This is a genomic window from Myxococcus llanfairpwllgwyngyllgogerychwyrndrobwllllantysiliogogogochensis (assembly GCF_006636215.1).
Taxonomy (GTDB): domain Bacteria; phylum Myxococcota; class Myxococcia; order Myxococcales; family Myxococcaceae; genus Myxococcus; species Myxococcus llanfairpwllgwyngyllgogerychwyrndrobwllllantysiliogogogochensis.
This window is the reverse complement of record NZ_VIFM01000055.1, coordinates 14,442-40,165: the sequence shown is the minus strand read 5'-3', so window position 1 is coordinate 40,165 and position 25,724 is coordinate 14,442. Positions and strand designations below refer to the sequence as shown.

Annotated in this window: 21 protein-coding genes and 1 pseudogene; 14 read left to right on the top strand and 8 right to left on the bottom strand. The window is 66.2% G+C overall.

The genetic code is table 11. The annotated features are described in order from the left end of the window. Positions 1–195: 195 nt before the first annotated feature. Positions 196–1,665 (bottom strand): hypothetical protein, encoded by a 1,470-nt coding sequence (locus FJV41_RS16260; RefSeq protein ID WP_141643399.1) that lies wholly within the window; start codon positions 1,663–1,665, stop codon positions 196–198. 581 nt (positions 1,666–2,246) lie between these two features. On the opposite strand from FJV41_RS16260, the gene FJV41_RS54945 reads away from it, so the two are divergent. The 7 genes from FJV41_RS54945 to FJV41_RS16230 all read left to right on the top strand — a co-directional run bounded on the left by FJV41_RS54945 (position 2,247) and on the right by FJV41_RS16230 (position 8,652). Next, complete coding sequence (locus FJV41_RS54945; RefSeq protein WP_368773769.1) at positions 2,247–3,176, top strand: cadherin-like domain-containing protein; 930 nt, start codon at positions 2,247–2,249, stop codon at positions 3,174–3,176. A gap of 130 nt (positions 3,177–3,306) precedes the next feature. Next, positions 3,307–3,813 carry a hypothetical protein gene (locus FJV41_RS16250; protein ID WP_141643397.1) on the top strand — a complete coding sequence of 169 codons (507 nt, stop codon included), beginning with the start codon at positions 3,307–3,309 and terminating at the stop codon, positions 3,811–3,813. A 324-nt stretch (positions 3,814–4,137) separates the two neighbouring features. Further along, positions 4,138–4,575 (top strand): DUF1801 domain-containing protein, encoded by a 438-nt coding sequence (locus FJV41_RS16245; RefSeq protein WP_141643396.1) that lies wholly within the window; start codon positions 4,138–4,140, stop codon positions 4,573–4,575. 171 nt (positions 4,576–4,746) lie between these two features. After that, complete coding sequence (locus FJV41_RS16240) at positions 4,747–5,592, top strand: helix-turn-helix transcriptional regulator (RefSeq protein ID WP_141643395.1); 846 nt, start codon at positions 4,747–4,749, stop codon at positions 5,590–5,592. 121 nt (positions 5,593–5,713) lie between these two features. After that, positions 5,714–6,898, top strand: a complete 1,185-nt coding sequence (locus FJV41_RS16235) for a hypothetical protein (RefSeq protein ID WP_246137234.1) — start codon at positions 5,714–5,716, stop codon at positions 6,896–6,898. Positions 6,899–6,988: 90 nt separating this feature from the next. Further along, the gene (locus tag FJV41_RS52250; protein ID WP_181790684.1) at positions 6,989–7,174 is read left to right on the top strand and encodes a hypothetical protein; all 186 of its coding nucleotides are present in this window, start codon (positions 6,989–6,991) and stop codon (positions 7,172–7,174) included. After that, on the top strand, positions 7,171–8,652 hold the full coding sequence (locus tag FJV41_RS16230) for a TIGR02996 domain-containing protein (RefSeq protein WP_181790682.1): 1,482 nt from the start codon (positions 7,171–7,173) through the stop codon (positions 8,650–8,652). The genes FJV41_RS52250 and FJV41_RS16230 overlap by 4 nt, the downstream gene beginning before the upstream one ends. Positions 8,653–10,642: 1,990 nt before the next feature. On the opposite strand, the gene FJV41_RS16220 is transcribed toward FJV41_RS16230, so the two are convergent. After that, positions 10,643–11,500 (bottom strand): trypsin-like serine peptidase, encoded by an 858-nt coding sequence (locus FJV41_RS16220; RefSeq protein WP_141643391.1) that lies wholly within the window; start codon positions 11,498–11,500, stop codon positions 10,643–10,645. A gap of 446 nt (positions 11,501–11,946) precedes the next feature. On the opposite strand from FJV41_RS16220, the gene FJV41_RS16215 reads away from it, so the two are divergent. Then, positions 11,947–13,431 carry a tetratricopeptide repeat protein gene (locus tag FJV41_RS16215; RefSeq protein ID WP_141643390.1) on the top strand — a complete coding sequence of 495 codons (1,485 nt, stop codon included), beginning with the start codon at positions 11,947–11,949 and terminating at the stop codon, positions 13,429–13,431. A 200-nt stretch (positions 13,432–13,631) separates the two neighbouring features. Here FJV41_RS16215 and FJV41_RS16210 read toward each other — a convergent pair whose 3' ends face one another. Beyond that, complete coding sequence (locus tag FJV41_RS16210) at positions 13,632–14,372, bottom strand: hypothetical protein (RefSeq protein WP_246137233.1); 741 nt, start codon at positions 14,370–14,372, stop codon at positions 13,632–13,634. Positions 14,373–14,985: 613 nt separating this feature from the next. On the opposite strand from FJV41_RS16210, the pseudogene FJV41_RS16205 reads away from it, so the two are divergent. After that, positions 14,986–15,180 (top strand): annotated as a pseudogene (locus tag FJV41_RS16205) (integrase core domain-containing protein); the annotation flags it as partial. Between the two features lie 128 nt (positions 15,181–15,308). Here FJV41_RS16205 and FJV41_RS16200 read toward each other — a convergent pair. The 4 genes from FJV41_RS16200 to FJV41_RS16185 form a co-directional block, all read right to left on the bottom strand. Next, positions 15,309–16,061 carry a CTP synthase C-terminal region-related (seleno)protein gene (locus FJV41_RS16200; RefSeq protein ID WP_141643388.1) on the bottom strand — a complete coding sequence of 251 codons (753 nt, stop codon included), beginning with the start codon at positions 16,059–16,061 and terminating at the stop codon, positions 15,309–15,311. Positions 16,062–16,636: 575 nt separating this feature from the next. Beyond that, positions 16,637–17,950, bottom strand: coding sequence for a Vgb family protein (locus FJV41_RS16195; RefSeq protein ID WP_141643387.1), 1,314 nt, complete (start codon positions 17,948–17,950; stop codon positions 16,637–16,639). 122 nt (positions 17,951–18,072) lie between these two features. Next, positions 18,073–18,402, bottom strand: a complete 330-nt coding sequence (locus FJV41_RS16190) for a hypothetical protein (RefSeq protein WP_141643386.1) — start codon at positions 18,400–18,402, stop codon at positions 18,073–18,075. Between the two features lie 34 nt (positions 18,403–18,436). Further along, the gene (locus tag FJV41_RS16185; protein ID WP_141643385.1) at positions 18,437–18,637 is read right to left on the bottom strand and encodes a hypothetical protein; all 201 of its coding nucleotides are present in this window, start codon (positions 18,635–18,637) and stop codon (positions 18,437–18,439) included. Positions 18,638–18,963: 326 nt separating this feature from the next. Here FJV41_RS16185 and FJV41_RS54845 point away from each other — a divergent pair, with 326 nt between their 5' ends. The 4 genes from FJV41_RS54845 to FJV41_RS16165 all read left to right on the top strand — a co-directional run bounded on the left by FJV41_RS54845 (position 18,964) and on the right by FJV41_RS16165 (position 24,180). Beyond that, positions 18,964–20,172 (top strand): IS3 family transposase, encoded by a 1,209-nt coding sequence (locus FJV41_RS54845; RefSeq protein WP_306440884.1) that lies wholly within the window; start codon positions 18,964–18,966, stop codon positions 20,170–20,172. A gap of 886 nt (positions 20,173–21,058) precedes the next feature. Next, complete coding sequence (locus tag FJV41_RS16175) at positions 21,059–21,526, top strand: YybH family protein (protein ID WP_220137864.1); 468 nt, start codon at positions 21,059–21,061, stop codon at positions 21,524–21,526. 916 nt (positions 21,527–22,442) lie between these two features. After that, positions 22,443–22,958, top strand: a complete 516-nt coding sequence (locus FJV41_RS16170) for a hypothetical protein (RefSeq protein ID WP_246137232.1) — start codon at positions 22,443–22,445, stop codon at positions 22,956–22,958. A gap of 238 nt (positions 22,959–23,196) precedes the next feature. Next, entirely contained in the window at positions 23,197–24,180 is a 984-nt protein-coding gene (locus FJV41_RS16165; protein WP_141643383.1) for a hypothetical protein, read from the top strand. A gap of 234 nt (positions 24,181–24,414) precedes the next feature. Here the strand turns inward: FJV41_RS16165 and FJV41_RS16160 are convergent, their stop codons facing one another. Beyond that, a complete protein-coding gene (locus FJV41_RS16160) occupies positions 24,415–25,092 on the bottom strand; it encodes a hypothetical protein (RefSeq protein WP_141643382.1) in 678 nt (225 codons plus the stop codon). A gap of 158 nt (positions 25,093–25,250) precedes the next feature. On the opposite strand from FJV41_RS16160, the gene FJV41_RS53680 reads away from it, so the two are divergent. Beyond that, a complete protein-coding gene (locus FJV41_RS53680) occupies positions 25,251–25,664 on the top strand; it encodes a hypothetical protein (RefSeq protein WP_246137231.1) in 414 nt (137 codons plus the stop codon). Positions 25,665–25,724 lie beyond the last annotated feature (60 nt).

Here is a 25,724-nt window from a genome sequence, read left to right as displayed (position 1 = left end):
GAGGTGTACCAGCCACCTTACTTCGCGCGGGCCCCCCGCGGCCATCCGCCGCTCTCGAGCTCCGCGAACACCGCCGGGACACTCCCACCGAGCGCTCCCCCTTCTTCGCGAAGCCAAGGTCATCTCCCAGCCACCTGGCTCCCGTCTGATGAGCGCCCCTGGAACTCCCGCGTCACTGACGCGCGGGGCGAGCGCCTACTCCGGAGCGGGGCCCGGAGGACACGCGAGGTCGGCGGGCAGGGACCACAACTGGGGCTCGAACGTGTCGTCCTTCGCGCTGAAGTAGACCCGCTCCCCGACGCGGGCGAAGCCCTGGGGAGACGCGCCTCCCCCTCCGATGTCCGCGGCCTGTCCCGTGGACATGGCCGTGCCCCGCGTCACCCAGGGCTCGTTGTAGGAGAGGGGCGACGTGTCCCCGCCGAAGAGCACCGCGCCCATGCCCGTGGCGTAGAGAGGGGACCAGTAGTACTCCGAGATGCTCAGCTCCACGGGGAGCTGCACGGTCCCCTCGGCGGTGCCATCCGTCACCCAGAGGCCCACGCGCAGCGCGGCGGGGCCCGGGAAGGGGCTGCCGATGGCCACGGACAAGTAGAGCCGCCCGCCGGAGCTGGCCGTGTCCTGCAGGTAGGGCGTCGTCCCTTCCATGTCCGCGTAGGGATTGGGCAGCACCTTGACGGTGCTCTTGCCTCCGCCAGCGAGGGACAGGCGATACAGTCCCATGCGCCGCGTGGTTGTATCCGCCGACGTCAGATACACCGACGAACCCAGCGCTCCGAGCAACCGCATACTCCGGCCGAACGTGTCCAGGCGCACCGTGCCGGTCGGGCTGCCATCCGTCTTCCACACCTCCGTGTTGGGGCCGTCGAGCAGCGTGAACAATCCCGGGGCTCCGCTGTCGGGGCTCCGCACGTCACCCAGGGGCACCACGTCGGCGTCCAGCCGCTTGACGAAGGATGTCCCGGAGGCCGTGCCATCGGTCCGCCACAGCGCGGTGCCGCTGCCGGGCCCGACGAGGAAGAAGAGCAGGGCGTCGCCCCCCCTCAGGCTCTGCCCCTGGAGCGCGGCGAGCACCCCGAAGTTCACGACCTGCACCGTGCCCGAGTCCGTCCCATCCGAGCGCCACAACTCCACCTGTGTCCCCGCCGCCACCGGGGTGAGCCGGAAGAACGACAGCGCGCCGTCCAGCGCGGTGGGAAGGCGCAGGGAGGAGTCCGCCGTCCCCGGCATCAGGTCCGCCACCAGGTGCGTGCCGGCCTCCGTGCCGTCGCTCACCCAGAGCTCCTTGCCGGTGTCGGGGTTCCACACCTGGAAGAAGACCTGGCTGCCCACAGGGACCAGTCCGCCGAGGCCCCTGTTCCGCCGGGGTGTCACCGCCGGGAAGGACTTCACCGGGAAGGTGCCCGCATCCGAGCCGTCGCTGCGCCACAGCGCGCTGCGGCCATCGCGGAAGTTCACGGCGAAGTAGAGGGTCCCCTGGGCGTCCACCAGATTCACGGGTGCGGGCTCGTCCCAGGGCGGGTCGTCGCCCGGAGGCATGACGACCTTCACCCGCTGGGCCACGCCCGGCGCGCAGGCCTGGGCCTTGACGGTATCCGGCGCTGAGTCTGGTTCCGCGCACCCCATCAACCCCAGACACACCAGGGCAAAGCCATACTTCGAGTGCATGCCGCTCCCTCCAGGGCCAGGAGGACAACGGTGGGAGCCACCAGGATGCGCAGCAACTGCCTTGGAGCGCATGTCGCCGCGCGAAGGCAGACATTCCCAGGGCCGGCCGGAGTCGCTGACGCCGGGAGGGGGAACTGCCCGCGAGCGCCGAGTCCCAGATGGCGTCGTTCCAGTTCAGCTCGCTTGGGATGACGGCGAAGACGAGGCCGCTGCGGATGTCCTCGCAGCCACCGTTGGCCGTACTGGGAGTCGCCCAGTTCCGTGGACACCCGAGATGTGATGGACGGAGCACGGGCGGTCCGCGAACGAAGAGAAGCTGAACAAGCCCCGCGGACCTCGCCGAGAGTTTTCGGAAAGTTCAAGGCCGAGGGGCGCAGAGCTGGCCAGGCGTCAAGCGGCGCGGGTCGCCCGGGCATGCGCGTCTTCTCAATGATCGAGGTTATCAGGGAGGCACAGGGGCTGAAGTCCGGACGAGCCTCAAGTGCTGTTCCTCGGCTCTCCGTGGTCTGGCGACCCGCGGGCTGCCGGCGTCAGGTCGAGTGAATTGGTTTCCTCTGCGACTTGCGCCTCCGGGCCCCGTTATGGGGGCAGCACCCCTCTGGGTTTCTCGGGAAGGGGGGCTTCTTTCTCTGAGGGGCATGGTGGCGTATCAACTCGTTCGTTTGTACCTGAGCCTCACTTCCGTACGGTGGCCGCGGCAATTCGCCTGCACCCCAGGATTCTTCCCCGGCATCCGGGGCTCCGTCCTTTTTGTCTCCGTGGCCCTCGCCGCCTGTGGAGGAGGGGAGAAGCCCCCTCCGTCCAACGTGGCCCCGTCCGCACGCGAGGACCTGGCGACGCTCTACGAGGACACCGTCCTGGTGATTCCAGGCGCGTCGCTCGTCTCCAACGATTTCGACGCGGACGGCGATTCGCTCACGCTCACCTCCGTTGGCACGGCGACCCATGGCAGCGTGACGTGGGTCGGCGGCACCGCCACCTTCATCCCGGAGGCGGACTTCTCCGGAACCGCGACGTTCGAGTACTCGGTGTGGGATGGACGCCTGACTGACACCGGGATGGTGAGCGTCCAGGTCAACCCCGTGCACGACGCACCCGCAGCGGTCGCCGATACCCTGGCCACCCCCGAGGATTCCGTGCTGTCCCCATCGCCTCAAGTCCCGACGATGTCCCGTCCTGACAACTCGAGATTCCCATCAACACGAACAATAACCAGACGGCCTTCGACGCTGCGGCCGTGTACCGACGACGTGGCTGCATGGACCCCTTCCAGTGCAATGACTCAGGGCTTCTGGCGCAGGGGCATGGAGCTGCCTGGGGCGTCGATGTCGTCCGCGCTCGAAGAGAGACCTCGTGGCCACGATGAACCAACGCTTCACGGACGAGGAGTTCATGTGTCTGTATTTTCGTTGTTGAAATGCCGATGCAATTCAGTATCACTTGATAGGCATTCTGGACTATGTTGTTCCCTGAGGTCGGCTCGAGACTGCTTGCGCATCCATCTGACGTAACAGGACACGCGGTCAGTCGACGGCCTGCCTCGATTGCAGGGACCCATCACGGGCGTCGCTGGTGCGGCCGCCCGATACACGAGGACTCATGAATACGAGAGTAAACCCGCTGGTTGTCACACTGGTTGTCATGGCGATGTCTTCGGGCACGAGCGTCGCCGCCACCTCTGCCGCGGGGGCTGTGTGTGCGGAGCAGGGCTTGCCGCCGTCCGGCTTCCCGAGTTGTGTGTGGTCGATTCCGGTGGCGGGTGGCGAGGTGCTGCTCGACACAGTGGGCAGCGCCAGCGCGTCGGAAGTCCGCCAGGCGCTGGCCGAGGGGCGAGCCCCGAATCTCGCCCCCCACGTCGTGAGTGACGAGGAAGGCGCGCTCGCGGTCGAGGCGTTGGTGCTCGCGACGAGTTCGCTCTCCGACGTCATCGTCGGCGAACTGCCAACCTACGAGCTACCAAACGGCGATGTGCAGGTGTCGGTGCTGGCTGGCACGCTCACGGGCCCGTGGGGCCCGACGGGCCAGGAGGCCATGCTCAAGATTTATTTCTACAACTGGGGCCACGGTCACTGGACGATCATCATCGAGTTCAGCGAGCACAACGGCGTTGGGTACGACAGCAAGGGCGGCTGGTTCAATCTTCAATAACGTACCTGATGACCTCTCGCGCTGGGCGGGGGACGTCGGGGCGTTGAATGGCCACGAGCGTCCGGAACCGCGGCGCGCGGCACTCCCGCGGCAGACTGGGCCACGGAGAGTTGCTTGACGAAGTCCAGTGCCGCCGGGCGCCGAGCACCCTGAACCAACGACCGTGGTTCCCACATGACCTCAGGCGGTGCGCCTGAGGTCGGCTCGGCGCGGGCATGGGCGACCGGATTTGGGGAGGCACAGGACCTGTGCGCCGCGCGCCTGACGCTTCCGCTGCCGCGCGTGATTGCGTAGCGTGAGGTCCCCGAGTCGCGAGGTACGCTCATGGCCAAGAAAGTCGCAGCCAAGAAGGCGCCAGTCAAAACGCAGAAGAACAAGGCCTCCGTCGCCGAATTCATCGCCGCGGTCGATGACGACGCCCGGCGCGCGGACGCCAAGGCGATTGACAAGATGCTGCGCGCGGTCACCGGCGAAAAGCCCGCCATGTGGGGGCCGTCGATCATCGGCTATGGCTCATACAAATACACGAACACGATGGGTGAGGCGGATTGGCCGAAGATCGGCTTCAGCCCACGCAAGGGCGCGACCGTGCTCTACATCGTGCCAGGCTTCCTCGCGTCCGAACCGCTGATGAAAAAGCTGGGGAAGTACAAGAACGGAAAGAGCTGCCTCTACATCAACAAACTCGCCGACGTGGATCAGCAGGTGCTGCGCGAACTGGCCACGCGTTCGTGGGCGCACATGAGCGAGAAGTACGGGTAGGAAAAGGGGAGCCCGGCACACTCTGTCGCGTGAGAGGGGTCAGCCGATGCGCTTCAGCTCCTGCACGGCCGGAGTGGGCTTCCCTTCGCCATGGGTGCGGCGCGCTTGACCTGGGCTCCTGGATGGAGTCTGGAGATTGCAATCGATTCACGGGCCGTACATAGGGGCTTCGTGTCCTCCACACCCGTCCTTGGATTTGGTCGCTATCTCGGCACACCGCTCCAGCGCCTGGAGGTGGCGGGGCTCGTCTTGACGGAGAGCACCTATCCTCCCGACGTCGTCCTCCCTCTTCACCGGCACCGGCACGCGGGCTTCCGGCTCACGCTGGAAGGCGGCTTCACCGACGTGTTGGAAGGACGCGCCCGGCAATGTCCTCCCAGGTCGGTGGCCTTCCAGGCACCCGAGGTCGCCCACGAGCAGCGCATCGCCGGTCGGCTCACCCGCACCTTCAACGTCGACTTCTCCGAGGAGGTCTGGCGGTCGCGCTACCCCCTCGTCTCCCGGCTCGACAGCCGGATGGAGCTTGCGTCGGCGCGACTGTCCACGCTGACCGCGCGCCTCTATCAGGAGTTCCGCCACGGGGATGACATGACGGCGCTGGCCATCGAAGGGCTGGCGTTGGAGCTGCTGGCTGAGGCCGTGCGCGCCACGACGCCCCCGAAGGCGTCGGCCCCTCCCGCGTGGCTCGCACGGGTGCGGGAGTTGCTTGATGCGGTCCGGGGTCCGCCTCCCACGCTCGCGCAACTGGCTCGCGAGGCGGGGGTGAGCCCCACGCAACTGGGCCGCGGCTTCCGCCAGTTCTTCCAATGCACTCCCGTCGACTACCTGCGCCGCTCCCGACTGGAGCGCGCCAGCCGGGCACTGCGAGAGACGGCGCACCCCATCAGCGACATCGCGCTGGAGGCGGGCTACTGCGACCAGAGTCACATGACGCGCGAATTCAGCCGCCGACTCCACCTGGCACCGGCCGAGTACCGGCGCCTGCTCGCGGGCCGTTCGTTTCGTCCAACGGGATGAGTTCCGTCCAAGACATCCTCGCGCGGACGCGGTCAGCTTTAGCGCCATGACTCCGGACCCGCTCGCCTCCACCGTCCCCGTTTCCTCCCCGACCTCCGACGCCCGCCGGGGAGTACCCACAGTGGCCCTCGTCGCCACGCTGTGGCTGGCATCCGCCAGCTGCGCCTCACGGCAGGAGGTCCCCACATCTCCCGCGCCGGCCATCACCCGCGTGGAGGCCGGGCGCACGCACTGGGTGCTGCGTCCCTCCGAGGCCTACGACGCCCTCTGTCTGCTGAACCTGCTCCGGGGCGACGCGTTCTACACGAAGTACTATCCCGTGGAGTTTCAGCGCTTCTCCGTTCTCCTCGAGCCCAGGGAGAAGGCCGCTCTCGCGCACCTCACCGAGCGGATGGGAAAGCAGGCCGGGAAGATGGTGGGTCCCCACCTGACGCTCGTCTTCTCCGTCACGGGTGCCACCACCGTGGAAGACCTGGCCAGGACGGTGTCGGACGATGCCGCCTGGAAGGCGATGCGCCGGGACTTCGAGGCGACGAGTTACAGCGAGGACTCCGACTTCACCGAGATGGAGGACGTGCGCCAGGACCTGGGGGTGCTGTTCGCCTTCCTCCAGCGCATCGGCTTCTCGCGCATCTGGCGCGCGGAGTACCTGCCCCAGGTGGAACAGGCCATCGCGCGATTCGGCGTCCAACTGACGCCCCATGACGTGGTGGGCTGGGACGAGGACGTCCTCGGCCGGGTGCTCCACGTGGAGACGCTCAACGCCCACGTGCTGAAGTTCGTCAAACCCCACGGCATCCGGGTGACGGGCTGGAACTTTCTCACCGACCTCACCTATCCGCTGAGCGTCACGGTGAAGACCGCCGTGCATGAGATGCTCCACCCGCCGTTCAAGCGCGAGGGTGCCATTGACGCGCGGTTGACAGCCCTGGAGGCGGACCCGTACTTCCAGCGACTGGTGCGCGAGCATGACCCGGCGTTCGGCTACACCACCGCCCAGGGGCTGACGGAGGAGGACTGCGCCGAGGCCATCGACGTCTTCGTCAGCGAGCGACAGGGCTTGCTCCGCGCGAGGGACGGCAAGCCGCTCACGGGCGCGGCCTTCTTCCGCGACCACGACGATGGAATGCACGTGTTGGCCTATGTGCTCTATGAGGAGCTCCGGCGCGCGGACTTCTCCCAATGGACGACGTACGAGGGCTTCCTGCTGAAGTTGTTCGACACGGGCGTGCTCGTGCCCGGGAAGCTGGAGCAGCGATTTCGTTCCTACACCGGCAACTATCCCGTGAAGGCATTGAAAGAATAGGCCCTCAGGCGCGCGCGGCCCCGGGCATCGGCGTGTCGGGAGAAGCCTTCCGTGCGGCCCGTGCCTCGAAGATGGAGATGCCCGGGGACGGTGCGGGAGTTGGACTGGCATCAGCGGAAGGGCGACGCGGGGTTCCTCGAGTGGCTCGCCCCTCCGCATCTGGGCTGCGTGACGCGGAGGCTCGGCGTGGAGGTGGATGGGGCGCTCGCGTTGGCGGGCATGTCGCCGCCTGTGCGGAGGCTGGAAATCTTCAAGCGGTATACGCTGGCGACGTGACCGAGGCCCTGCACAGCTACCTGGAGCGCGCGGCGGAGTGCTTCGCGCGGCAGGAGGAGGAAGAGGCCTTCGGCGCCGTGATGGATGCGTGGCGCGAGTGTCGCGCGAGCGAGCTGGTCCTGTTCGCCCAGGAGCTCGAGGCGCGTCTCGACTCGACGCATGCGGGGCGGGAGGGGGCGTCCGCGGAGGCTCGTCGCGCGGCGCGGGACCTGGCTCGCGGGCTGGGGGCGCAGGGGCAGCCGCGCGAGGTGGAGGCGCGGCTCGATGCCCTGCTCGACTGCCTGCCCGACCCCCGGTACATCCCCGGGTTGCTCGCCATCGCGCGACTCCCCTCGGCGGAGGAGCCTCAGCGGGTGTTGAGGCTGTGCGCGGCGCTCCGGCACGTGGGGCCGCCCTTCGACGTCGAGCCCCTCGAGGCACTGTATGAGCGGATGAGGCCGGAGGCTTGGGCCTCGGCCGCGCGACTGTCTTTCGTCATCAGCCTGGGGCGTGACTGGGTGCCGCGGGAGCTCGACGCGAAGGCGGGGGAGCTGCTCGCGGCGCTGTGGGAGGCCCTGCGTGTTCGCGCGGAGAAGGAGTCGCGAAACGCCAGCATCCGGGAGACGTGGTTGCCCCGTGTCTATGCCAACCCCGAGGACGACGACGTGCGGCTGGTGATGGCGGACCAGTTGCTGGAGACGGGCGACCCCCTGGGTGAGTTCATCGTGCTCCAGTGCTCGCCCACTCCGGACGAGGAGCGCATCGACGAGTTGCTCGCGACGCACCTCCGGAGCTGGGAGATGCCGCTGGGTGGCCACATCGATAGTGGGGCGACCCGCTTCGAGCGGGGCTTTCCCGTGGCGGTGCGGATGGCGAAGGAGGCGGCCTCTCTGATTCTCCCCGAGCCGGGACCGGCCTGGAGCACGGTGCGGGAGATCGACTGGGCGACGGTGGCCTGGTCGGTGGTCCACGCGCAGTGGCTCGCGCATCCGCATCTTCGGGGCGTGACGCGGATGCGACGGGTGGAGCCGTACTGGGCCCGGTTGATGGGGCAGCCGCCCTCCGTCAGTCGGCTGGAGCTGTGGGGGTCTGTCGCGGCCCAAGTGTTCCGCACGCCCGCGCTGGGGGATGTGTTCGACAGGCTGGCCCTGTGGCCGAACCTGACGTGGCTGGAGTTGCACGCCGGGCACGAGGAGGACGTGAGCCTGTGCGCGACCTCCACGCTGGCGACGAAGCTGGAGCGCTTCGATGCCACCCTTCCGGGAGTCTGGATGCTCACGGTGCGCCCGGGCGACAAGGTGCCCATCGAGGTGACGCTGGCGAGCGCCCGGGCCGTCGAGTCGTTCTGGGGGCTCCTTTCCGCGGCGGAGGGTTTCGGGAAGCGGGGCCTGCGGGTGCGCTGTCATCGCGACGTCGACGCCGCGAGACTCAATGCCGATCGGTGGAGCATGTCTCGCTTCTCCCACGTCGAATGGGTGAGCATGTCCGCCTTGCGGTAGAATGGCGACGTGGATGACAACGTGTACGCTCACCTGGAGCACGCCGCGGAGGCCTTTGCCCGGCACGACGAAGAGCAGACGCTCGCCGAACTGTTGGTCGCATGGCGGGCGTGCCGCTCACCGGCTGCGGCTCCCGGAATTTCGGGTCCAGTGCCCCGGTGCGTCAGTAAGCGCGTCCATTGCATGCATGGAATTGAGATGAGGATGGCGTGGCGTTTGCTCGGGCTGCGTTCGCCAAGATTGGCATCACCTTCCCGCAATGAGGTGCATGATGGAACCCAAACAGCTCACGGTGCGACGCTGGTCCGAACTCTCCAGCAAACCACTCTCGGAAGAGAGTGTGCGTGCCCTGCACTTGCCCGCGAGGAAATATCGGGTGAGCGTTTATCGGTATTCGCCGGGGGAGGATTTCGCTGGCGCAATGCGGGCCGGTACGTGCTACGTGTTGGCCGGGCAATGCCAGATTGAATTCGGCACGCAGGTCGCCCAGCTCGCCGCTGGGGATGTCGCAGAGTTTCCTGGATGCAGGTATCGCGTGGTGGTGAGTCGCGAAGCTGGGTGTGTTGTTGTTTTTGCTTGGGAGCTTCCAAAGGAGTTTGCTCAATAGGAGAAGGTCGGACTCTGCGTTGCGGAGTCCTTCCAACTCAGTGCCCAGGTGTCAGCCTGGGCACATGTAGAACCTGGGCCACCTCGCGCAAGCTGCGTCCCGTGGTGGATTGCCCCGCCACGGGACGCATGCTCACGTTCCGCCTGGGGCGGCCCCATCCCCAGCGGCTCCACCGGCCGGTTGGAGGTGATGAGGGTCGAGGCGCTCCGTCACCGCTACCACGGCGGTAGGAGGGAGCGCTGCGCCCCACCGGGGGCCAGCGCAGACTGTCAGGGTTCGCCGTATGTGGTGCAGGAGCTGAAGCGCATCGGCTGAACCCTCTCACGCGACAACTACCTTGACGCTCACCGCTTCCCTCGGGAGCGGCGGCTAAACCGGAAGCGGATGCCTCCCAAAGACAGCGCAAAGGCGGCGCCTTCCGAGGCGCCTCCTGCGCGAACATTGCCCGGTTACGCTGGATTCGCCTGCGCGCTCAGCTCGCGCTGCTGCACTGGGGAGCGCTCGCACTGCTGGGGTTCAGGTTGCTCCTTCAGAAGCTGTTGCTGGCCGGTGATGGAATCACCACCGCTACTGCAGTCATCCAAGCAGAGGGCGTGCTCTGCTACGCATACGGCGGGGTCTGACGTGTGTGCCAAACAGTCTTTGTAAGCCCGAACGCAGATGTTTTGGCACGACGCCTCTGCTGCCTGAGCCAGCACCAGGCCGCCCACCAACCCGCAGGTCGTAGCGATCTGCCTCAATCGACTGTTCATGCTCGAACTCCTTCTGACGGGGTCCCCTGCGCTCCAAAATTTAGCACGGGGCATGTCTGTGCGGCAAATGGCCCGCCGCGATGAGCAAATTCAGAGGCAGGCCACCCCGGGGCGGCCTTCGTGCGACACAGACGCCAGTCCTCCGCCCGAATGAAGTCTGCCGGAGTGGCGTGTTGGCCAAGGTAGGAGTGCTGACATGCAACGGTTCGAACTGCAGCAGGCGGATAGGGAGTGACCTCCTGTCCTTGGTTCTGATCCTCTCGGCGCCCGCTTCACAAAGAGTGCGTGGTGGCGGTGGGCGTGGGCTCGCGGGCAAAGCATGGGGTAGGTGAGGGTCGCTTGGCCTCGACGCGCGCGGGACCTGGAACGAGCGAGGCCCTGTCCTGGGGCTCCTGTGGCCAATCGCGGCCCGCCCGGCTGGCGTCCACCGCCTGCGAGGGCAGTCCCCCGCAGGCGGTGTCGAGTCGGCCGCGTGCAGCGGCAGGTTGCTTTGCCCCAAGGCCCTATCCCCAATGCTCCACCGCCCCTCTCTACCGCTCCAGGAACTCGGTGACCCCATAGGCGCTGCGCTTACCTACCTTTGACGTATGCATGACGCAGCGATCAAACTTTGGGTACGCACAGGGGCGCGTTACAGGTCCTTCACGGCGTCATACAGGCTGCCCGCCGTGTCGTAGCTGAAGTAGGGGCCCTGCCACTTGTTGACCATGGTGGGGTCCGAGTCCCAGAACATCCAGCTGTTCACCGAGTACAGATAGGCCCAGTAGTTCTGACCATAGCTTTCCAACCAGGGCCCGCCGCTGGCGCCGCCGGTCATGTTGCAGGAGATGGAGGGAAAGCCGCCCTCGTTCCACGTGCCGCCCTGGCAGAAGAGCAGTTGGGAGCCGTTGAAGGGCGGGGCCGCGGGGTAGCCGAACTGGTAGATGTACGCACCGTAGGGAGCTCCCCACTTGATGCCTTGTCCCCCCACGGCATCGACGATGCGCGTGCCATTACGGTCGTTCATCACCGCGGCCCCCACGTCGTAGGCCCGGTCCCCGTTGTTGGTCCACCCGTTCTTCGACCAAAGGCTGGTGGACGTCCAGGTGCCGTGGGGGGAACCCGAGTGGTAGTTGGGGACGAAGGCCCAGTTGCTGAACCAGTTGCGACCGGAGCCGCCACCATGCACACAGTGTCCCGCGGTGAAGACGACCCGTCTGCCATTGCTGTACACCGTGCTGCCCGAACACACGTAGTTCTGCCCGCCGTCCGTATAGAAGACCTTCCCGCTCATCGTATGAATGTCGGCCAGCGGCGCGAGGCCGCCTCGCGGCTCGGCGCCGTCCACGGTGCGGCTCACGTTCTCCGGCGCGACAGGCTTGAGGCTGATGGGCGCCTTGCCGGACGTCGTGGGGGGCACCGCGGGAATTGCCGAGGCCATCCGTTCCGGAGTCCAGTAGGCGAGGATGCGAGCCTCATCCAGCGCTGACGCGAGCGTGGAGGAACTCATGTTGTCCGCCGGGTCGGCGGTGGGCGCGGCTCGCGTGGAGGGGACCGCGCCCAGGAATCCAAACACCGCGACGGCAAGAGCGACTCGACTCCGCGACACGAATGGCATCGGCCAGCCTTTCCAATGACGACTGCGGGTGAGGACCGCCATTGTCATGGTTGGCAGGGGAACGACTCAATACGCGGAACCTCGTAATGAGAGGAAATAGACCGGGGAGGCCGCGCTCCTTCTTGGGCCCGGACGTCGGCGGAGCAGGGCGTGTCAGCCGCCCCCTGTGTCAGGGAGTTTGTCGCCTCTGCCGTGCGCGCCTCGCTCACTCGCAGTGACGCACGGTTCGACAAGGCCGTGACGCGCTCAGGACGCAGCGGCCGAGGTTGGGTCGGCACGGGTAGGAAAGAAGTGCATCGGAGTGTCGTGAAACGGTCTCGCTCGCGTATCCTTGCTTCATGGGCCTCTTCAATCGTCTCTTCGGTCGCGCGGGCAGGCCGGCACCCACCTCGCCCGAGGCTGTGCGCGAGCTGCTCTTCGATGCTGTGCAATCACAGAATGACGCCGCGCTCATCCGGCTCTGTGCCGAGCACGAAGCCCTGCTCCTCGAGCACTACCCTGCCTGGTTGACGGTTCCCGAGAGCGTCCGCAAGGAGCCGACACACCTCCAGCGCTATGGCCAGGGGCTCATCGGCATCGCTCAGTGCCTCGCGGAGACTCGGAACCGGCCCGAAATGTTCCAGCGGATGATGGGGACTCCCGCCGATAACCCCATCGTGCGCTGGCAGGAGACACGGGAGCGCGCCAACACGCTCATGCGCGGGCTGGACTTCGAAGGTGCGCTATCGCTGCTCACTCCCGAGGCGGAGCGAATCCAGGGCCTGTCGGGAGGAAGCGCCGAGACCATGAAGGCCATGACCTTCGGGCAGATGGCTGCGTGTCATTTCCAGGAGGGCCGGGCGGAGACCGCGCTTCCGCTCTTCCGGCAGGCGATTGACCTGTGCCGGAGAGCCGGTGACGACGAGGGCGTCGTCGCCTACCTGGAAAACAGCTTCGAGGCGCACCGCTACCTGGGACAGGGAGTGGATGCTGCAGGCGTGGCCATGGAACTCGCGGTGGCGCTGGAGCAGGTGGGCCAGGATTCGCGGGCCCGCCGCATCCGGAAGGTTGCCGAAATCGTCCGGGCCGGTGAGCCGCTCAATCGGGTGGTGGCGGAACTCGACAGCGTCACCCTCGAACTGGACGAGCTGCCCGCGCTCATTGAGGGGAAGCTGCAATTCATCTTCTGCCGCAATCGACTCGACCTCGCGCGCACCACGGCCCTGGTCGAGCGAGGCCGTGTGCTGGGCGGGGAGGGCCGCTACGGGGAGGCGCTTGCGCTCTTCGAGGAGGCACGGCGTATCGACGCCTACTCGCCCGAGCCCCGCTACGAAGGGGCCGTCACGCTCCTCCTCCTCCAGCGCGCGAGCGAGGCCGTGTCCTGGTACGACGAGGTGGAGGCGCTTGCTCCGGGCTGGTACCGGTGTCGCGCCGAGCGCTGGCTGGCCGCTGGAATTGCCGCCGGAAGGATTCCGTACCTGGCCTTCACCGTGATGCGTACGCTCGAGCTTCCGAACCTGGGCGCGGAGGACCGGTTGCGACTCACGCGCCAGGCCATCGGCGAGGCACCGGGAGTGCCCGAGCTTCAACTGCAACTGGGCCGGCAGCTCACGGCGCTCGACCGGAAGGACGAGGCACGGGCGGCGCTCGAGGTGGGGTTGGCACAGGCGGAGGAGCCAGACATCCGCTCGCGTCTGCTGATCGAGTCCGCGGCCGATGCCGCGCCTTCGGCGGACCGGGACAGGATGCTCCACGAGGCCATGGAGCCTGGGGGAAACCTGGTCGCCGCGGCAATGGCGCGGGTCCTACTCCACTCGGGAACCGGCCAGCACCTGGTTCACTGAGCCGCAGTCGAGTGCCACGAGCCCGCCTCGCGCATTGCCGACCCAGGAAAAACGATGACGGCGCGCGCCTCGCTCGCTCGCCTTGACGCGCTGCTTGACGGGGTCTTGACGCACTCATGCTGCAGCGACCGAGTTTTGGGTAGGCACAGCCGAGCAACGCAAGACAGATGGGGGCGCGACGTGTCCGTTCGAAAGGGCGGCTACGCCGCGGAGCCGAAGTCGCGGGCCCAGTGAGCCCTCAGGACTTTCGCGAAGCTCTCACGCTGCCTTGCCCCAGAACGACGCAGGGTGTCCTGCGCGGAGATCCAGAACGGATCGAGCCGCCTTGGATCCTCGCTCACCACGTCGACGAGCGCCTCGAGGAAGTTCCGGACACGCTCCGGCTCCGGTCGCGCGGAGGGGGGCACTGCATCCCACTCTCGTTCCAGCACGTCGCGGATGCTGCCGTCTTCATAGATGATGACCCGGAACGTGATGGCGAGTGCGTCGTCTGGGCCCTGTTGTGTGTCCAACCAGTGGAGGGACGTGGAGTCTGTCCCGAGCGTTGGCAGTCCCTCGAGCCAGTCCTGCAGTTCCTTGGCCGAGAGCTCCTTGCCGGGAAGGAGGGGTTCATCGACAGTCTCTTCAGGCAAGAGGTCGAGCGCCCGCAGGTCGGGCGTGCCCGTCTGCGAAAAGACGACGGAGCAGAGCCGTTTGCCGTCGTCCCCGACACATGTCGAGAACGCGTCGAGCCGACGTGCTTCCAGGTCGAAGACGTAGACGTAGGCCACCATTCCGGTCTCGTCCGGGGCGACTCGCGGGCCGGCGTTCTCCTCGGAGATGCGGTCGCCCTCCGGTGCGTCGGGTCCTGGCATGCAGTGGGACCAGCCCCAGGGGGCCTCATCGATGAGCTGGCGCACCACGGACTGCATATCGCCTTGCGCGCGCTGAACGCGGGCCATGAGGTGTTGCCCGAGGCCAGACGGATAGCCATCCCAGTGCTGATAGACCCCACGCCAGGGGCGCTCGGAGACGTGCTCGGGGACCCCCGAGCCCGACGTGTACACAGCGATTGCGCCTGGAGTCGACATAGGATTGCAAGTGTAGCGCTCGAGGTCTCCAGGTTGTTGAAGAATCGCGAACTCCGAGGAGAACACATGCATCGCAGCCCGTTGCTCACCTGTGTGGCGCTGTTGCTGTGGGTGACCCCGCCCGGCGCGCAAGCCCAGACCGCGCCCGCGAGTTCGCTCGTGCCATCGCCCAAGCTGCACCTTGCGCGATTCAAGTCGCGGACCGCTGGCACCTGCTGCTCAATGGCAGGCAGCTGTTGGACCGCTGGTTGGTGACGGCCTATCCTCGACTTCGACAGCTTGCCCCCGTGCCTCGGCAGGCGACAGCGCCACCGCATCGCTTGACGAGCTTCCCTCGCACGCGAGTGGAGGCCCAATCGCGGGAAGAGGCCCGGACTTGGAGGCTCGCCAGCTATGAAGCCGTCCGTCGCGGGCAGCGTGTCGGCCATTCGCTCCATCGCATCAGTCAGGATTTGGGCCTCTCCGTCCCCACGGTGCTCAAGTACGCCTCCGCGACGAGTGCCTCAGCATGGAATGGTTTCGTTCCAGGGTAGAGGCGAAGGTTGTCATCGAGGCGTGGCGGCAGCACTACAACCTGGTCCGGCCACACTCGAGCCTCGGCTTCCTCACGCCTCTGGAATTTCGACGGCAGTGCGAAGCAATGGTACCCAACCCATCCCGGCCGGCACCTCTCTCGTAATCAGTGGTCCGAAGGATCCAGGCAGGTCAGCACGCGCTGCCCGGTGCTGTGACGGGGCTGACGCGCGCGTGATGCAGCGACCGAATTCTGGAGAGCCACAGGTCCAAGCGATTGAGGCTTCTTGCGAGCTACACCGGGTGTGTGGTGACTTCCCGCGCAACAGCGGGATGGGCCGCCCGGACGGAGGCCGCCGTGAGGAAGGCCTGAATGAGCGGATGGGGCTGGCCGGTGCTCGCGGTGAGTTCGGGCTGGAACAGGGTGGCCATGAAGAAGGGGTGCTCCATGAGTTCCAGGACGCGCACTTCGCCCGCTTCGTCCTCTCCGGTGATGCGCAGCGCGGTGCCGTCGAGCATGTGCCGGTAGCGTGCGTTCAGCCCGTAGTTGCAGTGGTAGGATTCGGTGGACCGGGTGCGACCGAAGGCCCGAGCCACATGTGAGCCCTGGGTCAGGGTCACTTGCCCTTGGACGCCGACAAGGGAGCAGGAGAGTGCGGCGACCAGGGGCATCACGGCGTCCGGATTGGACTCGGCATGGTCCGCGTCGTTGAGTCCGAGGACGTGGCGTGCGAATTCGATGAGCGTGTGTTGGAAGCCGCCGCAGGTACCGAGGAACGGGATGCCTTGTTCACGCGCCACGCGAATCGCCCCGAGCGCGCCGTCCATGCTCTCATATGGGCTGCCAGGCACGCACCAGATGCCGGCGAACGAGGGAAGCGTCTGCGCGAGTGTGCCGTCGAGTTCGCGTGTGCTCAGCCACGTTGGCTCGGTCACCACACCGAGCACTTTGCTCGCGAGGTCGAGGGCCACGGGAATGGCGCCATGCGCACGCACTGCAGGACTGCGGTCTCCCACGAGACCGATGCGGACGACGGGGGATTTCAAGATGTCTCCTGACGGTTTGACCGCTCCAGATTCGCGACATCAGCGCGAGCGGGATACGCCAGGGACCTGACGGATAGCAGCTCGGCCTGCGCGCGACAAGGAACCAGTGCCTGAGCGGCAAGCCGAGGGCTCGTTGGAGGACCGCTCCGGTACGCGCGCGCCGTCCGCGCGAGTGCCGTCCATGGCTTCCTCAGCGCGATGCTGGCGCGCGGCGCGAAGCTGCCACGCTCCAACGTTGAGGCGCAGATGCCGATGCTCGCCGGCTGGGTGCAGAGCCATCTGCGTGCGGAGACGGAGAGCCGCTACTGGCTGGACGGCCAGGCGCGCGCGGCCCGAACTCGTGCGGGCGTGAGCCGTCCTGCTACATCTGCGGCAATGGTGGTGGTACTTCCGAGGGAGGCTGAGCCGTCACCGTTGAGCGAGCCTGCCCGCGGCGACCTGTCGAGCGCGCCCTCGAAGCGTGTTCGCGGGCGGGACGCTCCGGGGCGCGGGCCGTGCGTGCAAAACGGATGGGATGCCGTACTGCCAGCGCGACACCCGGCGCGGAGAGTGGCCTTCGCGCCGGGGGCCGAGCGTCAGTCCAGCCCGTGGAACAGGGGCAGGTTGGCGGGGGCGGGATAGATGGCCACGCCGTGGGTGACGCCGAGGTCGGCGCTGGAGATGAGAGTCTGGGGCGTCGGCGCACCGGTGGCGGCGAGCTGGCCCGGGCTCAAGCGGGCGATGTCGCCGGAATCGTAGCCGAGCCAGAGCCCGCCCTCCTCGTCGAAGGCGAGCTCCCTAGGCCCCCCGACGTCGAGCCACACCGCGGGCGTGACGGTCCGTGGGCCCGCGTCGCCCTGCTCCCTGGGGGTGAGCCGGGCGACGATGCCACTCGCGACATAGGCGACCCACAGGTTGCCTTCCTCGTCGAAGGCGAGCCCCGAGGGGCCGGAGAAGCTGACGCCATCCGGAGTGGGCTTGGCGTCGATGCTCGTCTCGGGAGTCACCGTGCCCGACGTGCCCAGGCGCACGCTACCCACCCGGTGCACGCGGGAGCCGGTGCTGGCGCTGTCCGCCACCCACAGGTTGTCCTCGGCGTCGAACGCCAGGGCGCTCGGCTCGCCGAGCCCCGAGAGCTCCACCTCGGGCGTGGGCGAGCCGCTGGCGGTGAGCTGGGCGGCGCCGAAGCGCAGCACCTTGTCGCTGAAGCCGACGGAGACCCAGAGGTTCCCCATCCTGTCGAAGGCGAGGGCAATGGGGCCCGGGACGCCTCCGCGCAGGGCGCTGCCCGTCAGGGTGACGTCGGGCGCGCGGACACCCGAGGCGCCGAGGTCCCGGGCGGGATAGCGCCGGATTTCCCCCGAGCCGAGCGCCACCCAGAGGTTGCCTCGTCGGTCGAACGCGAGCCCTGAGGCGCGGGGAATGGCCGGGGTGGAGTCGAGCAACACCGTGGCCGAGGGGCTCCCGGAGGCGCCGAGGCTCTCCGCGGAGAAGGCCTCGAGTTCGGCGGCGCCATTGCTCGTGGACAGCCACAGCTTCTGGCTGCTGGGGACGAGCGCATAGTCGACAGTGGCGGTGGCCGTCTGCCCGTCGCGGACGCAGACCTGGGAGGTCGGTGCGTCATAGGCCGTGCGAATCAGCGGCCCGCTCCCGCCGGTGGGCTCGGGAAGGAGGTTCCACGTGCCCGCGGAGAGCCCCTCCAGCCTGCGCGAGGCATCGATGATCCGCAGCCCGTTCCCGTTGCGCAGGGTGACGATGGAGGCGGTGGAGGAGGGGAGCCCGCGGATGGTGACCTCCAGCGTGCCCTGGCCCGTGGTGGGACAGTCGTTCGGTTCTTCGGAATCCCCGGAGTCACCACACCCCAGCAAGAGCGGCGCGCCGAGCGCGAGGACGATGAGGCCAGTTCGCATGGGAGCATCTCCTTATCATGGCTGACTGGGTTCAACGCGAGAGGCTGGGTTCCTTCGCACCCGCGCGGAAAAAAGTGGCCGGCTCGAGGTTCCATCTGCCTGCCCGGTCATCCAGGCCAGTCTCACAGCTCATCCCAGAAGAGAGGGTCCTCGGGGGGCGTCGTGAGCACCAACGACTCGTAGCGACCGTTCCTCACGAACACGCGACTCCACAGCTCCGTCAGACAATGCGGGCACGCATCGACGCCATAGGCCCAGAAGCTGCCGCTTCGAAGCTCGTATCGAGGTGCATGGACGGGGTGCTTCTTGTTCGTCTCGCGGCCGAAGACGTCTTCCCCCCGCTCGAAGACCTGGTCGTCCAACAAACCGACATGGGACCGGAAGATGACCCTGACCTCGACATGGCAACTCGGACACGTACCCTCCCAAGCAAAGCCGTTGGTCTCACTCACGGCGCCTCCGGCACGGGCAGGTCGTGAAGCCCATTCACCCTCGCCGTCCTTCCGGGGAGCCCCTTCGTCCGAGTGCCAGCCGGATGGCCTGTTCCTCGGCGGCGCCGGAGACAGCCCGGTCTTCTTCCAGAGGAAGGCTCGACCCTCGTCCGCCACTCCGCTGGAAGGGCCCGGCCAGTCGGATGATGCCGTCGTGGATGTACCGCTGGAGGTCGGCTTCGCTCAGCACGGACATGGAGGGCTCTCCGAGTGCGGGGCGCCAGGGCGGGTGCTTCTGGATGAGATTGTCACAGGCGTCCTGGAACGGTGCTCTGTATGGAGTGCGGCTGGAGGTGGAGGGACTCGCTCATCGTATCAGCCCGCACCAGGGGCTGTTTTCTTCGCGAAAGATGAACAGTGTTTGTGGGTCGAGGTGTTTCCTGGAAATGCGGCCTTTGGGTTGCTCGACCCTGCTCCCGTCTACTCCGATGCGTGGAGCATGCGGTGTGCGCACTCCCGGAGGTTGTGGCCACCGAAAATTCGAATCCAGTGCCACGCGTGCGTCAGCGAACGCTTCATTTCATGCACGGTACTTCGAATGGGTCCCCAAGAGTGCGGGGCTCCCAATGCATGCGGAGGGCAGAAGGGATGGAGGTGGGTGAGCGTGCACGGCTGTCTATGTGGCAGCAGGCGGTGCGTGATAGGGCGTGGCAGAACTCTGGCCTGCCAGCTACAGTCGGCAAGAATGGCAAGATGCGGGTCTTCGTGAAGACGCTGGTCGAGACGATGCGCTCGGCCCTGCGGAGCCGTTCGGAGCTGGCGCTGGAGAACCTGGCTCTTCGCCAGCAACTCGCAGTCTTCCGTGAGAAGCGCCCGTTCCCGAGGCTTGCCCGGGGCGACCGCATCTTCTGGGTCGTTCTCCAACGCCTCTGGCAGGGTTGGCGGAGGCCACTGTGCCTGGTTCAGCCGGCGACAGTGGTGAAGTGGCATCGGATGGGCTTTCGGCTCTTTTGGCGCTGGAAGTCCCGGAGTCGGGTGGGGCGGCCTCGGGCAACTCCGGAGCTGCGCGCGTTGATTCGGCGCATGGCTGAATCCAACCCGACATGGGGTGCCCCGCGCATTCATGGGGAGTTGTTGAAGCTGGGGATGGAAGTAGGCCAGACAACGGTCGCTCGGTACATGCCCAGACCGGGAAGGGGAGCGCCGAAACCGTCACCAACATGGTGGAACTTCTTGCGCTTGCCTCTGGCGGAGTCCGCGGGGATGGATTTCTTTGTCATTCCGACTGCGACGTTTGGAATGCTGTTGGGATTTGTGGTTGTGAGTCGCCGAGACAGGCGAATCCTCCACCTCAATGTGACAGCGCACCCGACGGAAGAATGGACGAAGCAGCAGATGCGAGAGGCCTTTCCCTGGACCAGTGCTCCGAGGTACTTGCACCGAGATAGGGACAAGCTCTACTCGGAGGGTGTTCGCGCCACGCTTACCCATTTGGGGATTCGCGAGGTGCCGAGTGCAGCATGGTGTCCGTGGCAGAATCCCTATTCGGAGAGAGTCATCGGCTCGATACGTAGGGAGCTGCTGGACCATGTCGTCGTCCTGAACGAAGCCCACGCTCGGCGCCTGCTGCGCGAGTACCAGTGCTACGACAATGCGAGCCGGACTCACCTGTCGCTCGGGAAAGATGCGCCCGAGACGCGTAAGGTGCAGGGCCCGGAGCATGGAGCCAAGGTGATAGAGCTACGGGAGGTCTTCGGGCTCCACCACAGGTACGAGCGCCGCGCTGCGTAGAGTCGCGATCTTTCCAACAACACCCTCGTAGACCCGCGCGTGCTGCACCAGCCTACCTGCGTTCGCAGGAGGGTTGGGGAGTGTCCACACGCAGGCAGAGAGGAGTTGAGGCGTCTGCGCCGGGCATAATTCCGACCCCTATCAAACGGAAGGGAGGCCCCAGCGGCTCGTCATGCGCATCGCTCGCGTCATGACGCACGTTTGACGCAGCCTTGACGCACTCATGACGCAGCGACTGAATTTTGGGTAGGCACGGGCGTTGGCGTCGCCCTGCCGACCATTACTCAGCTCCGCCAAGTTGCTGCCTTGATGGAGCGACACCGCCACGTCATCCGCGGGCCGCTTCGACATCTTCTTGCCGCAGGTAACTTTCTCTGGTGCACGCTCGTGCTTGAGGTCAGCGATCACCGTGTGGATGGAGAACAGGTATCGCCGTACGTCACTGGAGACGTCGCCTCGGGCTCCCCAGGGGAAGATTGGGCGTACGCGCCCCTCGTGGAGAAGTGGAGTGGGGCGGGAGCAGAAGCAGCAAGGGCGCGTGTCGGCGGGCGCGCTTGGCAGCTCCTGCCTCGCCTCTTGGTCCACGCCGTCCCGCCCGTTGCTGCTGGACCATTCACCCGCTCAGCTCTCCTTCGGGAGGGAGAACGCTCCGCCCAGGCCGGTCGTCCCTCTTCGGCTTCCTAACGAGAAGAAGCGGCTCAATCAGCTCCAACTGTTCGTCGGTCAGGTCCACCGGTCAGCTTCGAGCATGTCCATCCCTCTCATGTCGATTAGCTCCCCAGCTTCCGCTCCCAGACTTGCTCGCTCAATTTCGAGACCAGTTCTATGGTGTTCGCTCCAATACTCATTCGGCGCCACACCCACCACCCGCCCGTGATCGAGGTCCATGAGCCTTCCATTCGTCGTCCTCGGCTCGATGCTGTTGACTGCGCCGCTTCTGGCTCAGAGCACCCCAGCTCCTGCCGCATCCGCACGACTTCCCGATGTCGCATTGCCGCCTGCGCTGGACCGCGTGCTGCGCGACTACGAGCGTGCATGGCGCGCAGGCGACGCGGCCGCACTGGCCTCGCTGTTCGCGGAGGATGGGTTCGTACTCCAGAGCAATCGCCCGCCTGTCCGTGGTCGTGCGGCCATCCGGGCCGCCTATGAGGGGCAAGGAGGCGGTCTATTGCAGCTACGTGCGCTCGCGTTTGCCACCGAAGGCACGAGCGGCTACATCATCGGCGCATACGGTTATGGCAACAGAGCCGACGACACGGGAAAATTCACCCTCACCCTGCGTCGTGCACCCGGTGGGCCGTGGCTGATCGTCTCGGACATGGACAACGCGAACGCACCGCCACGGCAGGGGTAAAGCCACGCCGCCCCTGTGTCAGGGAAGGTGTCTCCTCGGTCTGCGGAGCGGAGAGCCGAGAGCGCCCTCTGCAGCACCGCGAGGCAGAATCACTTGGGACTCAGGGGCTTCGTCACGAAGGCCCCGCGATTTTCATCGAGAGGCCCGAGAAAAACAAAAAGGCCCCGCCAGAAACTGGCAGGGCCTTCGTTCTTCAGCTCCCCGAATGAAGCCCTGCGCGAACTCGTTCTCGGCTTTTCTCTCAGAGGACTCAAACTCTCTGAGGGCCGAAAGCCGAGCAATATTCAGTGGTTTCAAGGAGGGGCTGCTGGAGCCCTTCAATCGGGGACCGATTGAATCTCCGCGAACTACACTGCCGGTGACCCCTCGTCAACGGTGCCGATCTGATGGTGGCGTGCGAGCCGGAGAACGGGCAGGGTCACACCCAGAGTGAGGAGGGAGTGGCCCAGATTGATCCAGGGATGGCCATGTGGCATCGTGAGCGTGCTGGCGTCGTCTACGCCTGACCTTCTCTGGCTCTCCGTGCGGAGCCGACATTACGAGGGCGAAGGGACTCAGTCCCAAGATGCTGTACCTCCGAATGGACTGCGGGGCGAGGTGCACGGACCATCGGCCTTGCCTTGTCCAGACGAGGTACTACATGAGCAGCACAGGTAAGTTGAAGCGTCGCGCCAGAGAGCGGGCGGCCCGCAATGGGGAGTCGTATCAGTCCGCCCTGCAGCACCTCCGCAACGCCCATTCGTCCGATCTGGGGTACGTCGACCGGAAGCCGGAACCTGCAGAGGCTGCGGGCCAGCAGCCTTCGGTGGTAACCGCGGACGGCGAGAGGTTGGAGGCAGCATCCGCCGCGGGTCAGGAGCCTTCAGCAGCGGCGCCTGCGGTGATGTCGGAAGCACCCATCAGTCCGGAGGCAGGGGTGACCTGGCTGTCGGAGGCCATCCGCGCCGAGAGGGAGCTGACGGAGAGCTTCCGGGACCCGGGCGGCCTGCGAGCCACGAGGGAGCTGTTCGAGCGTTTTCGGGACCCAGGTGGCGTGCGGGCCATGAAGGCGGTGCTGGAGAACATCCGCGACCCGGGTGGCATGCGAGCCGCGCAGGCGGTGCTGGAGAACATCCGCGACCCCGGTGGCCTGCGAGCCGCGCAGGCGGTGCTGGAGAACGTCCGCGACCCGGGCGGCCTGCGAGCCGCGCAGGCGGTGCTGGAGAACGTCCGCGACCCGGGCGGCCTGCGAGCCGCGCAGGCGGTGCTGGAGAGCATCCGGGACCCAGGAGGCATGCGCGCCGCGAAGGAGATGATGCAGAGCATCCGCGACCCCGGTGGCATGCGGGCCATGAAGGAGATGATGCAGAGCATCCGCGACCCTGGCGGCATGCGCGCCATGAGGGAGATGATGCAGAGCATCCGCGACCCGCTGGGGCGGCGCCGCTCTTGATGGATCTCCGGTAGGGCTAACTGGGGAGACCCGTGCCGAGGTCTCCCCAGTTGGTTACGGGCCGCCTCCTGATTAAGGAGCTTGGTCTGCACGTTCGTGTGCTGCGTCCGTGCGCGGAGAAGGGACAGCTCCGTCCCGAATGCGTCCGAAGCCACGAACTTCCATCTAGCCGCTCCCCACCTATTCTCAAGGCGAGGATTGAAGTGGGTGAGTGCCGCGACCACATGGAGGTTCGTCCTTGGCGACCAAGATGCTTAAGCGCGCGTTGATGGCTGTGGCGGGCCTCCACGCAAGGATGCCCACAACGGAGCGCTTGGTGCTGGCTCCGGACGTCTATCTCGCGACGGCCTGGCCGCTCGCTCCTGTTGACATCCCTCCGAGCTTCTCCAGGCAGTACAGCCCGGAGGCGCTGGAGCCCCTGGAGTCACCAATCTTCGTTGTGTGGGCCGAGCAGGAAGTCGACGACAAGGTCATTGGCGCGGTAGACGTTGAACTCGAACGCAAGCTCGGACTCGTGGACATCGCCCTTTCGATGGTGTCCGGATGGGGCATGGCTCACCGGGTCATTACGGTCGAACTCCACGAGCCGGATGGCCAGCGTTCCCTCCAGGGCATTACTTCCCTGGAGCCATGGTCAGCACGTGAGGGGTGGCGTCGGCTGCGCTTCGATATCGACAAGGTGCCCGCCATCACCTCTCGCCTCCTCAAACTGACGGCGGAGGACTGGAGGGAGCGCGGGTATGACTACTTTCTGCGTGGAGTCCGGTCCTTTTTTCGAGCATGCCATCAGGACGTTGTTGATGACCGATACGAGCTGTTCTGCCGCGCGATTGAGACCGTGGTCCAAACCGGGCAAGGCGGAGGCGCACGGCAGTTTGCCGAGGCAGTCCTTGAGCAACAAGGTCGACTGATACCGGATAGGTCGCACCGGAATCATGCATACGAAGCGCACTATCGCCGACGGAACGAAGTGGTTCATGGCCACCGATTCCTTGAGGAAAAGAAGGATCGCCGAGCTATCGCGTTGATGGAATCAACTGCGAGAGGGTACTTTCAACAGCTCCTCTCGGATCCGGCATTCTTTGAATCAGCTTTGGCGAGCCAGCGAGCTCGCGTCGAAGCGCGGGATTCCGAGTCACTACGCCGTCAAGTTCGAGCCGCGAATAGGGGACAAGAAGGCGCACCGCCACGTCCGGCCAGAAGGCCCCGCAGCAGTACCTGATGCGTATGTGGCGGCCAGCCTCGACGGAGAGATTTTCTACGTCATCAGGAATGAACAGGGCCGAGAGGTCGACCCACCCGTGGAGTCGCTGAGCGTTTTGTGGCGGCGGTTCATGGCGTAGCACCATCCCGGATGGAGCCTCCTTCCCCCTCGCTCAGGAAGGATGCCGCCTCGGTAGACAGGCTGTTCGGACGAGGCCCTCCGCGCGCCTGTCTCTCCTGAGTGGATGCCATCCTACACCCCCGCGGCGCGCGCCCGTGCGTCAAATGCCCCGAGTTCTGGGAACAGGTCGAGCTTTCCGGTCTCCCTCGCTCGGCGATGGGCCCAATTTCTGAGCACCAGAATGTTTCTAACGAAGGCTATCGCGCTGTAGGCCAAATCGAGAACGAGGTGCTTCTTGGCTGCCTCGTGTGAGGCGGGCAGGCTGTCCTCTGCGGAGCCGGGAGTTGGATTGATGAGTCGCTCAGAATGGAGCGGGCCTGTGTATAGCTGTGCCTCGGCCAGTTGCTTGAACGTGAACCCGGCGACAACGTTTACTCCGTTTGCTTTGAACACCTGTACCGAGCGCTCCGGATACGGCTTTCCAATGATCGCAACCAGCTTGTCGTAGAAGCTCCTGAACTCGCCATCGTCGCCTAACAGGGAAACAATCTCCCGACGCACGTCCTTAAAGAAAAAGAGTTCGCCGTCCGACAGGAACTGCCTAAGCCTACCTAACAGGCTCTCGAGGTGGAACACATCGAAGTTGACCTCTACCGTGTCGGGCCCATCCTCTGGGAAAGAGGCTTCAAGTCGGAGGGTCGAACCTCCCGCATGCGCTGCGTAGAAGGGGTGCGCTTCGAGTCCGTCGCAGAACTTGAAGAACTGTTGCAGCCTTTCCTCTGGGGATGGAGTGGACCGGGACCTGGTCATTTGACCCTCCTTTCGCTGGGGCAGGCGAGCGGTGAACTCGCAGGCGGCAGCATACACACATCCTCTAAAGTCGAGCCTTGTCCTCCGCTGGCCTCTACCTCCCTCGGGCTATTGCCGCCGCCCTCGCGCCAAGCGCCTATTGCTGACGGAGGCCCCCCATGCGGATGCGGCTGACGCGGGATGTGGAGCAGGAGGCCGACGGCCAGCGGGAACTGACGGTGGAGGTGTTCGTCCACGAGCGGCGGGGCGGCGTCGCTGAGCTCCAGCCCGCGGGCGCTGAGTGGCGCGTGCGGTGGCTGCGTGGAACGGCGGACCTCAGCAGCCAGGGCAACGGCACGGCCACGGTGCGGGTGACGGCACCGGGGCTGTACCGCGTGCGGAGCGTCGCGAGTGCCCGGCGCACGCGGGACGCCTACGTCGAGGTGTCGGACGCGGAGGGTGCCCTCCATGCCACCGTCCTTGGGGTGGATGAGCAGGTGCCGCGCACGACAGGGCCCATGCTCCAGGTCCTCGAAGAACGATTCGGCATCACCTCCGCCCGGGCCGCACAACCAGCCCAGCAGCGTGACTAAGCTGACGCGCTCGTAGCGCAGGGACCGAATTTCAAGTGGTTAGACGTCCCTGCCGCCAGT

Excerpts from the sequence above, each read along its gene's own strand:
- FJV41_RS16260 (WP_141643399.1), bottom strand. The coding sequence starts at position 1,665 with ATGCACTCGAAGTATGGCTTTGCCCTGGTGTGTCTGGGGTTGATGGGG.
- FJV41_RS54945 (WP_368773769.1), top strand. The coding sequence starts at position 2,247 with ATGGGGGCAGCACCCCTCTGGGTTTCTCGGGAAGGGGGGCTTCTTTCT.
- FJV41_RS16250 (WP_141643397.1), top strand. The coding sequence starts at position 3,307 with ATGGCGATGTCTTCGGGCACGAGCGTCGCCGCCACCTCTGCCGCGGGG.
- FJV41_RS16245 (WP_141643396.1), top strand. The coding sequence starts at position 4,138 with ATGGCCAAGAAAGTCGCAGCCAAGAAGGCGCCAGTCAAAACGCAGAAG.
- FJV41_RS16220 (WP_141643391.1), bottom strand. The coding sequence starts at position 11,500 with ATGAGTTCCTCCACGCTCGCGTCAGCGCTGGATGAGGCTCGCATCCTC.
- FJV41_RS16215 (WP_141643390.1), top strand. The coding sequence starts at position 11,947 with ATGGGCCTCTTCAATCGTCTCTTCGGTCGCGCGGGCAGGCCGGCACCC.
- FJV41_RS16210 (WP_246137233.1), bottom strand. The coding sequence starts at position 14,372 with ATGGCCCGCGTTCAGCGCGCGCAAGGCGATATGCAGTCCGTGGTGCGC.
- FJV41_RS16195 (WP_141643387.1), bottom strand. The coding sequence starts at position 17,950 with ATGCGAACTGGCCTCATCGTCCTCGCGCTCGGCGCGCCGCTCTTGCTG.
- FJV41_RS16185 (WP_141643385.1), bottom strand. The coding sequence starts at position 18,637 with ATGTCCGTGCTGAGCGAAGCCGACCTCCAGCGGTACATCCACGACGGC.
- FJV41_RS54845 (WP_306440884.1), top strand. The coding sequence starts at position 18,964 with ATGCACGGTACTTCGAATGGGTCCCCAAGAGTGCGGGGCTCCCAATGC.
- FJV41_RS16175 (WP_220137864.1), top strand. The coding sequence starts at position 21,059 with ATGAGCCTTCCATTCGTCGTCCTCGGCTCGATGCTGTTGACTGCGCCG.
- FJV41_RS16160 (WP_141643382.1), bottom strand. The coding sequence starts at position 25,092 with ATGACCAGGTCCCGGTCCACTCCATCCCCAGAGGAAAGGCTGCAACAG.
- FJV41_RS53680 (WP_246137231.1), top strand. The coding sequence starts at position 25,251 with ATGCGGATGCGGCTGACGCGGGATGTGGAGCAGGAGGCCGACGGCCAG.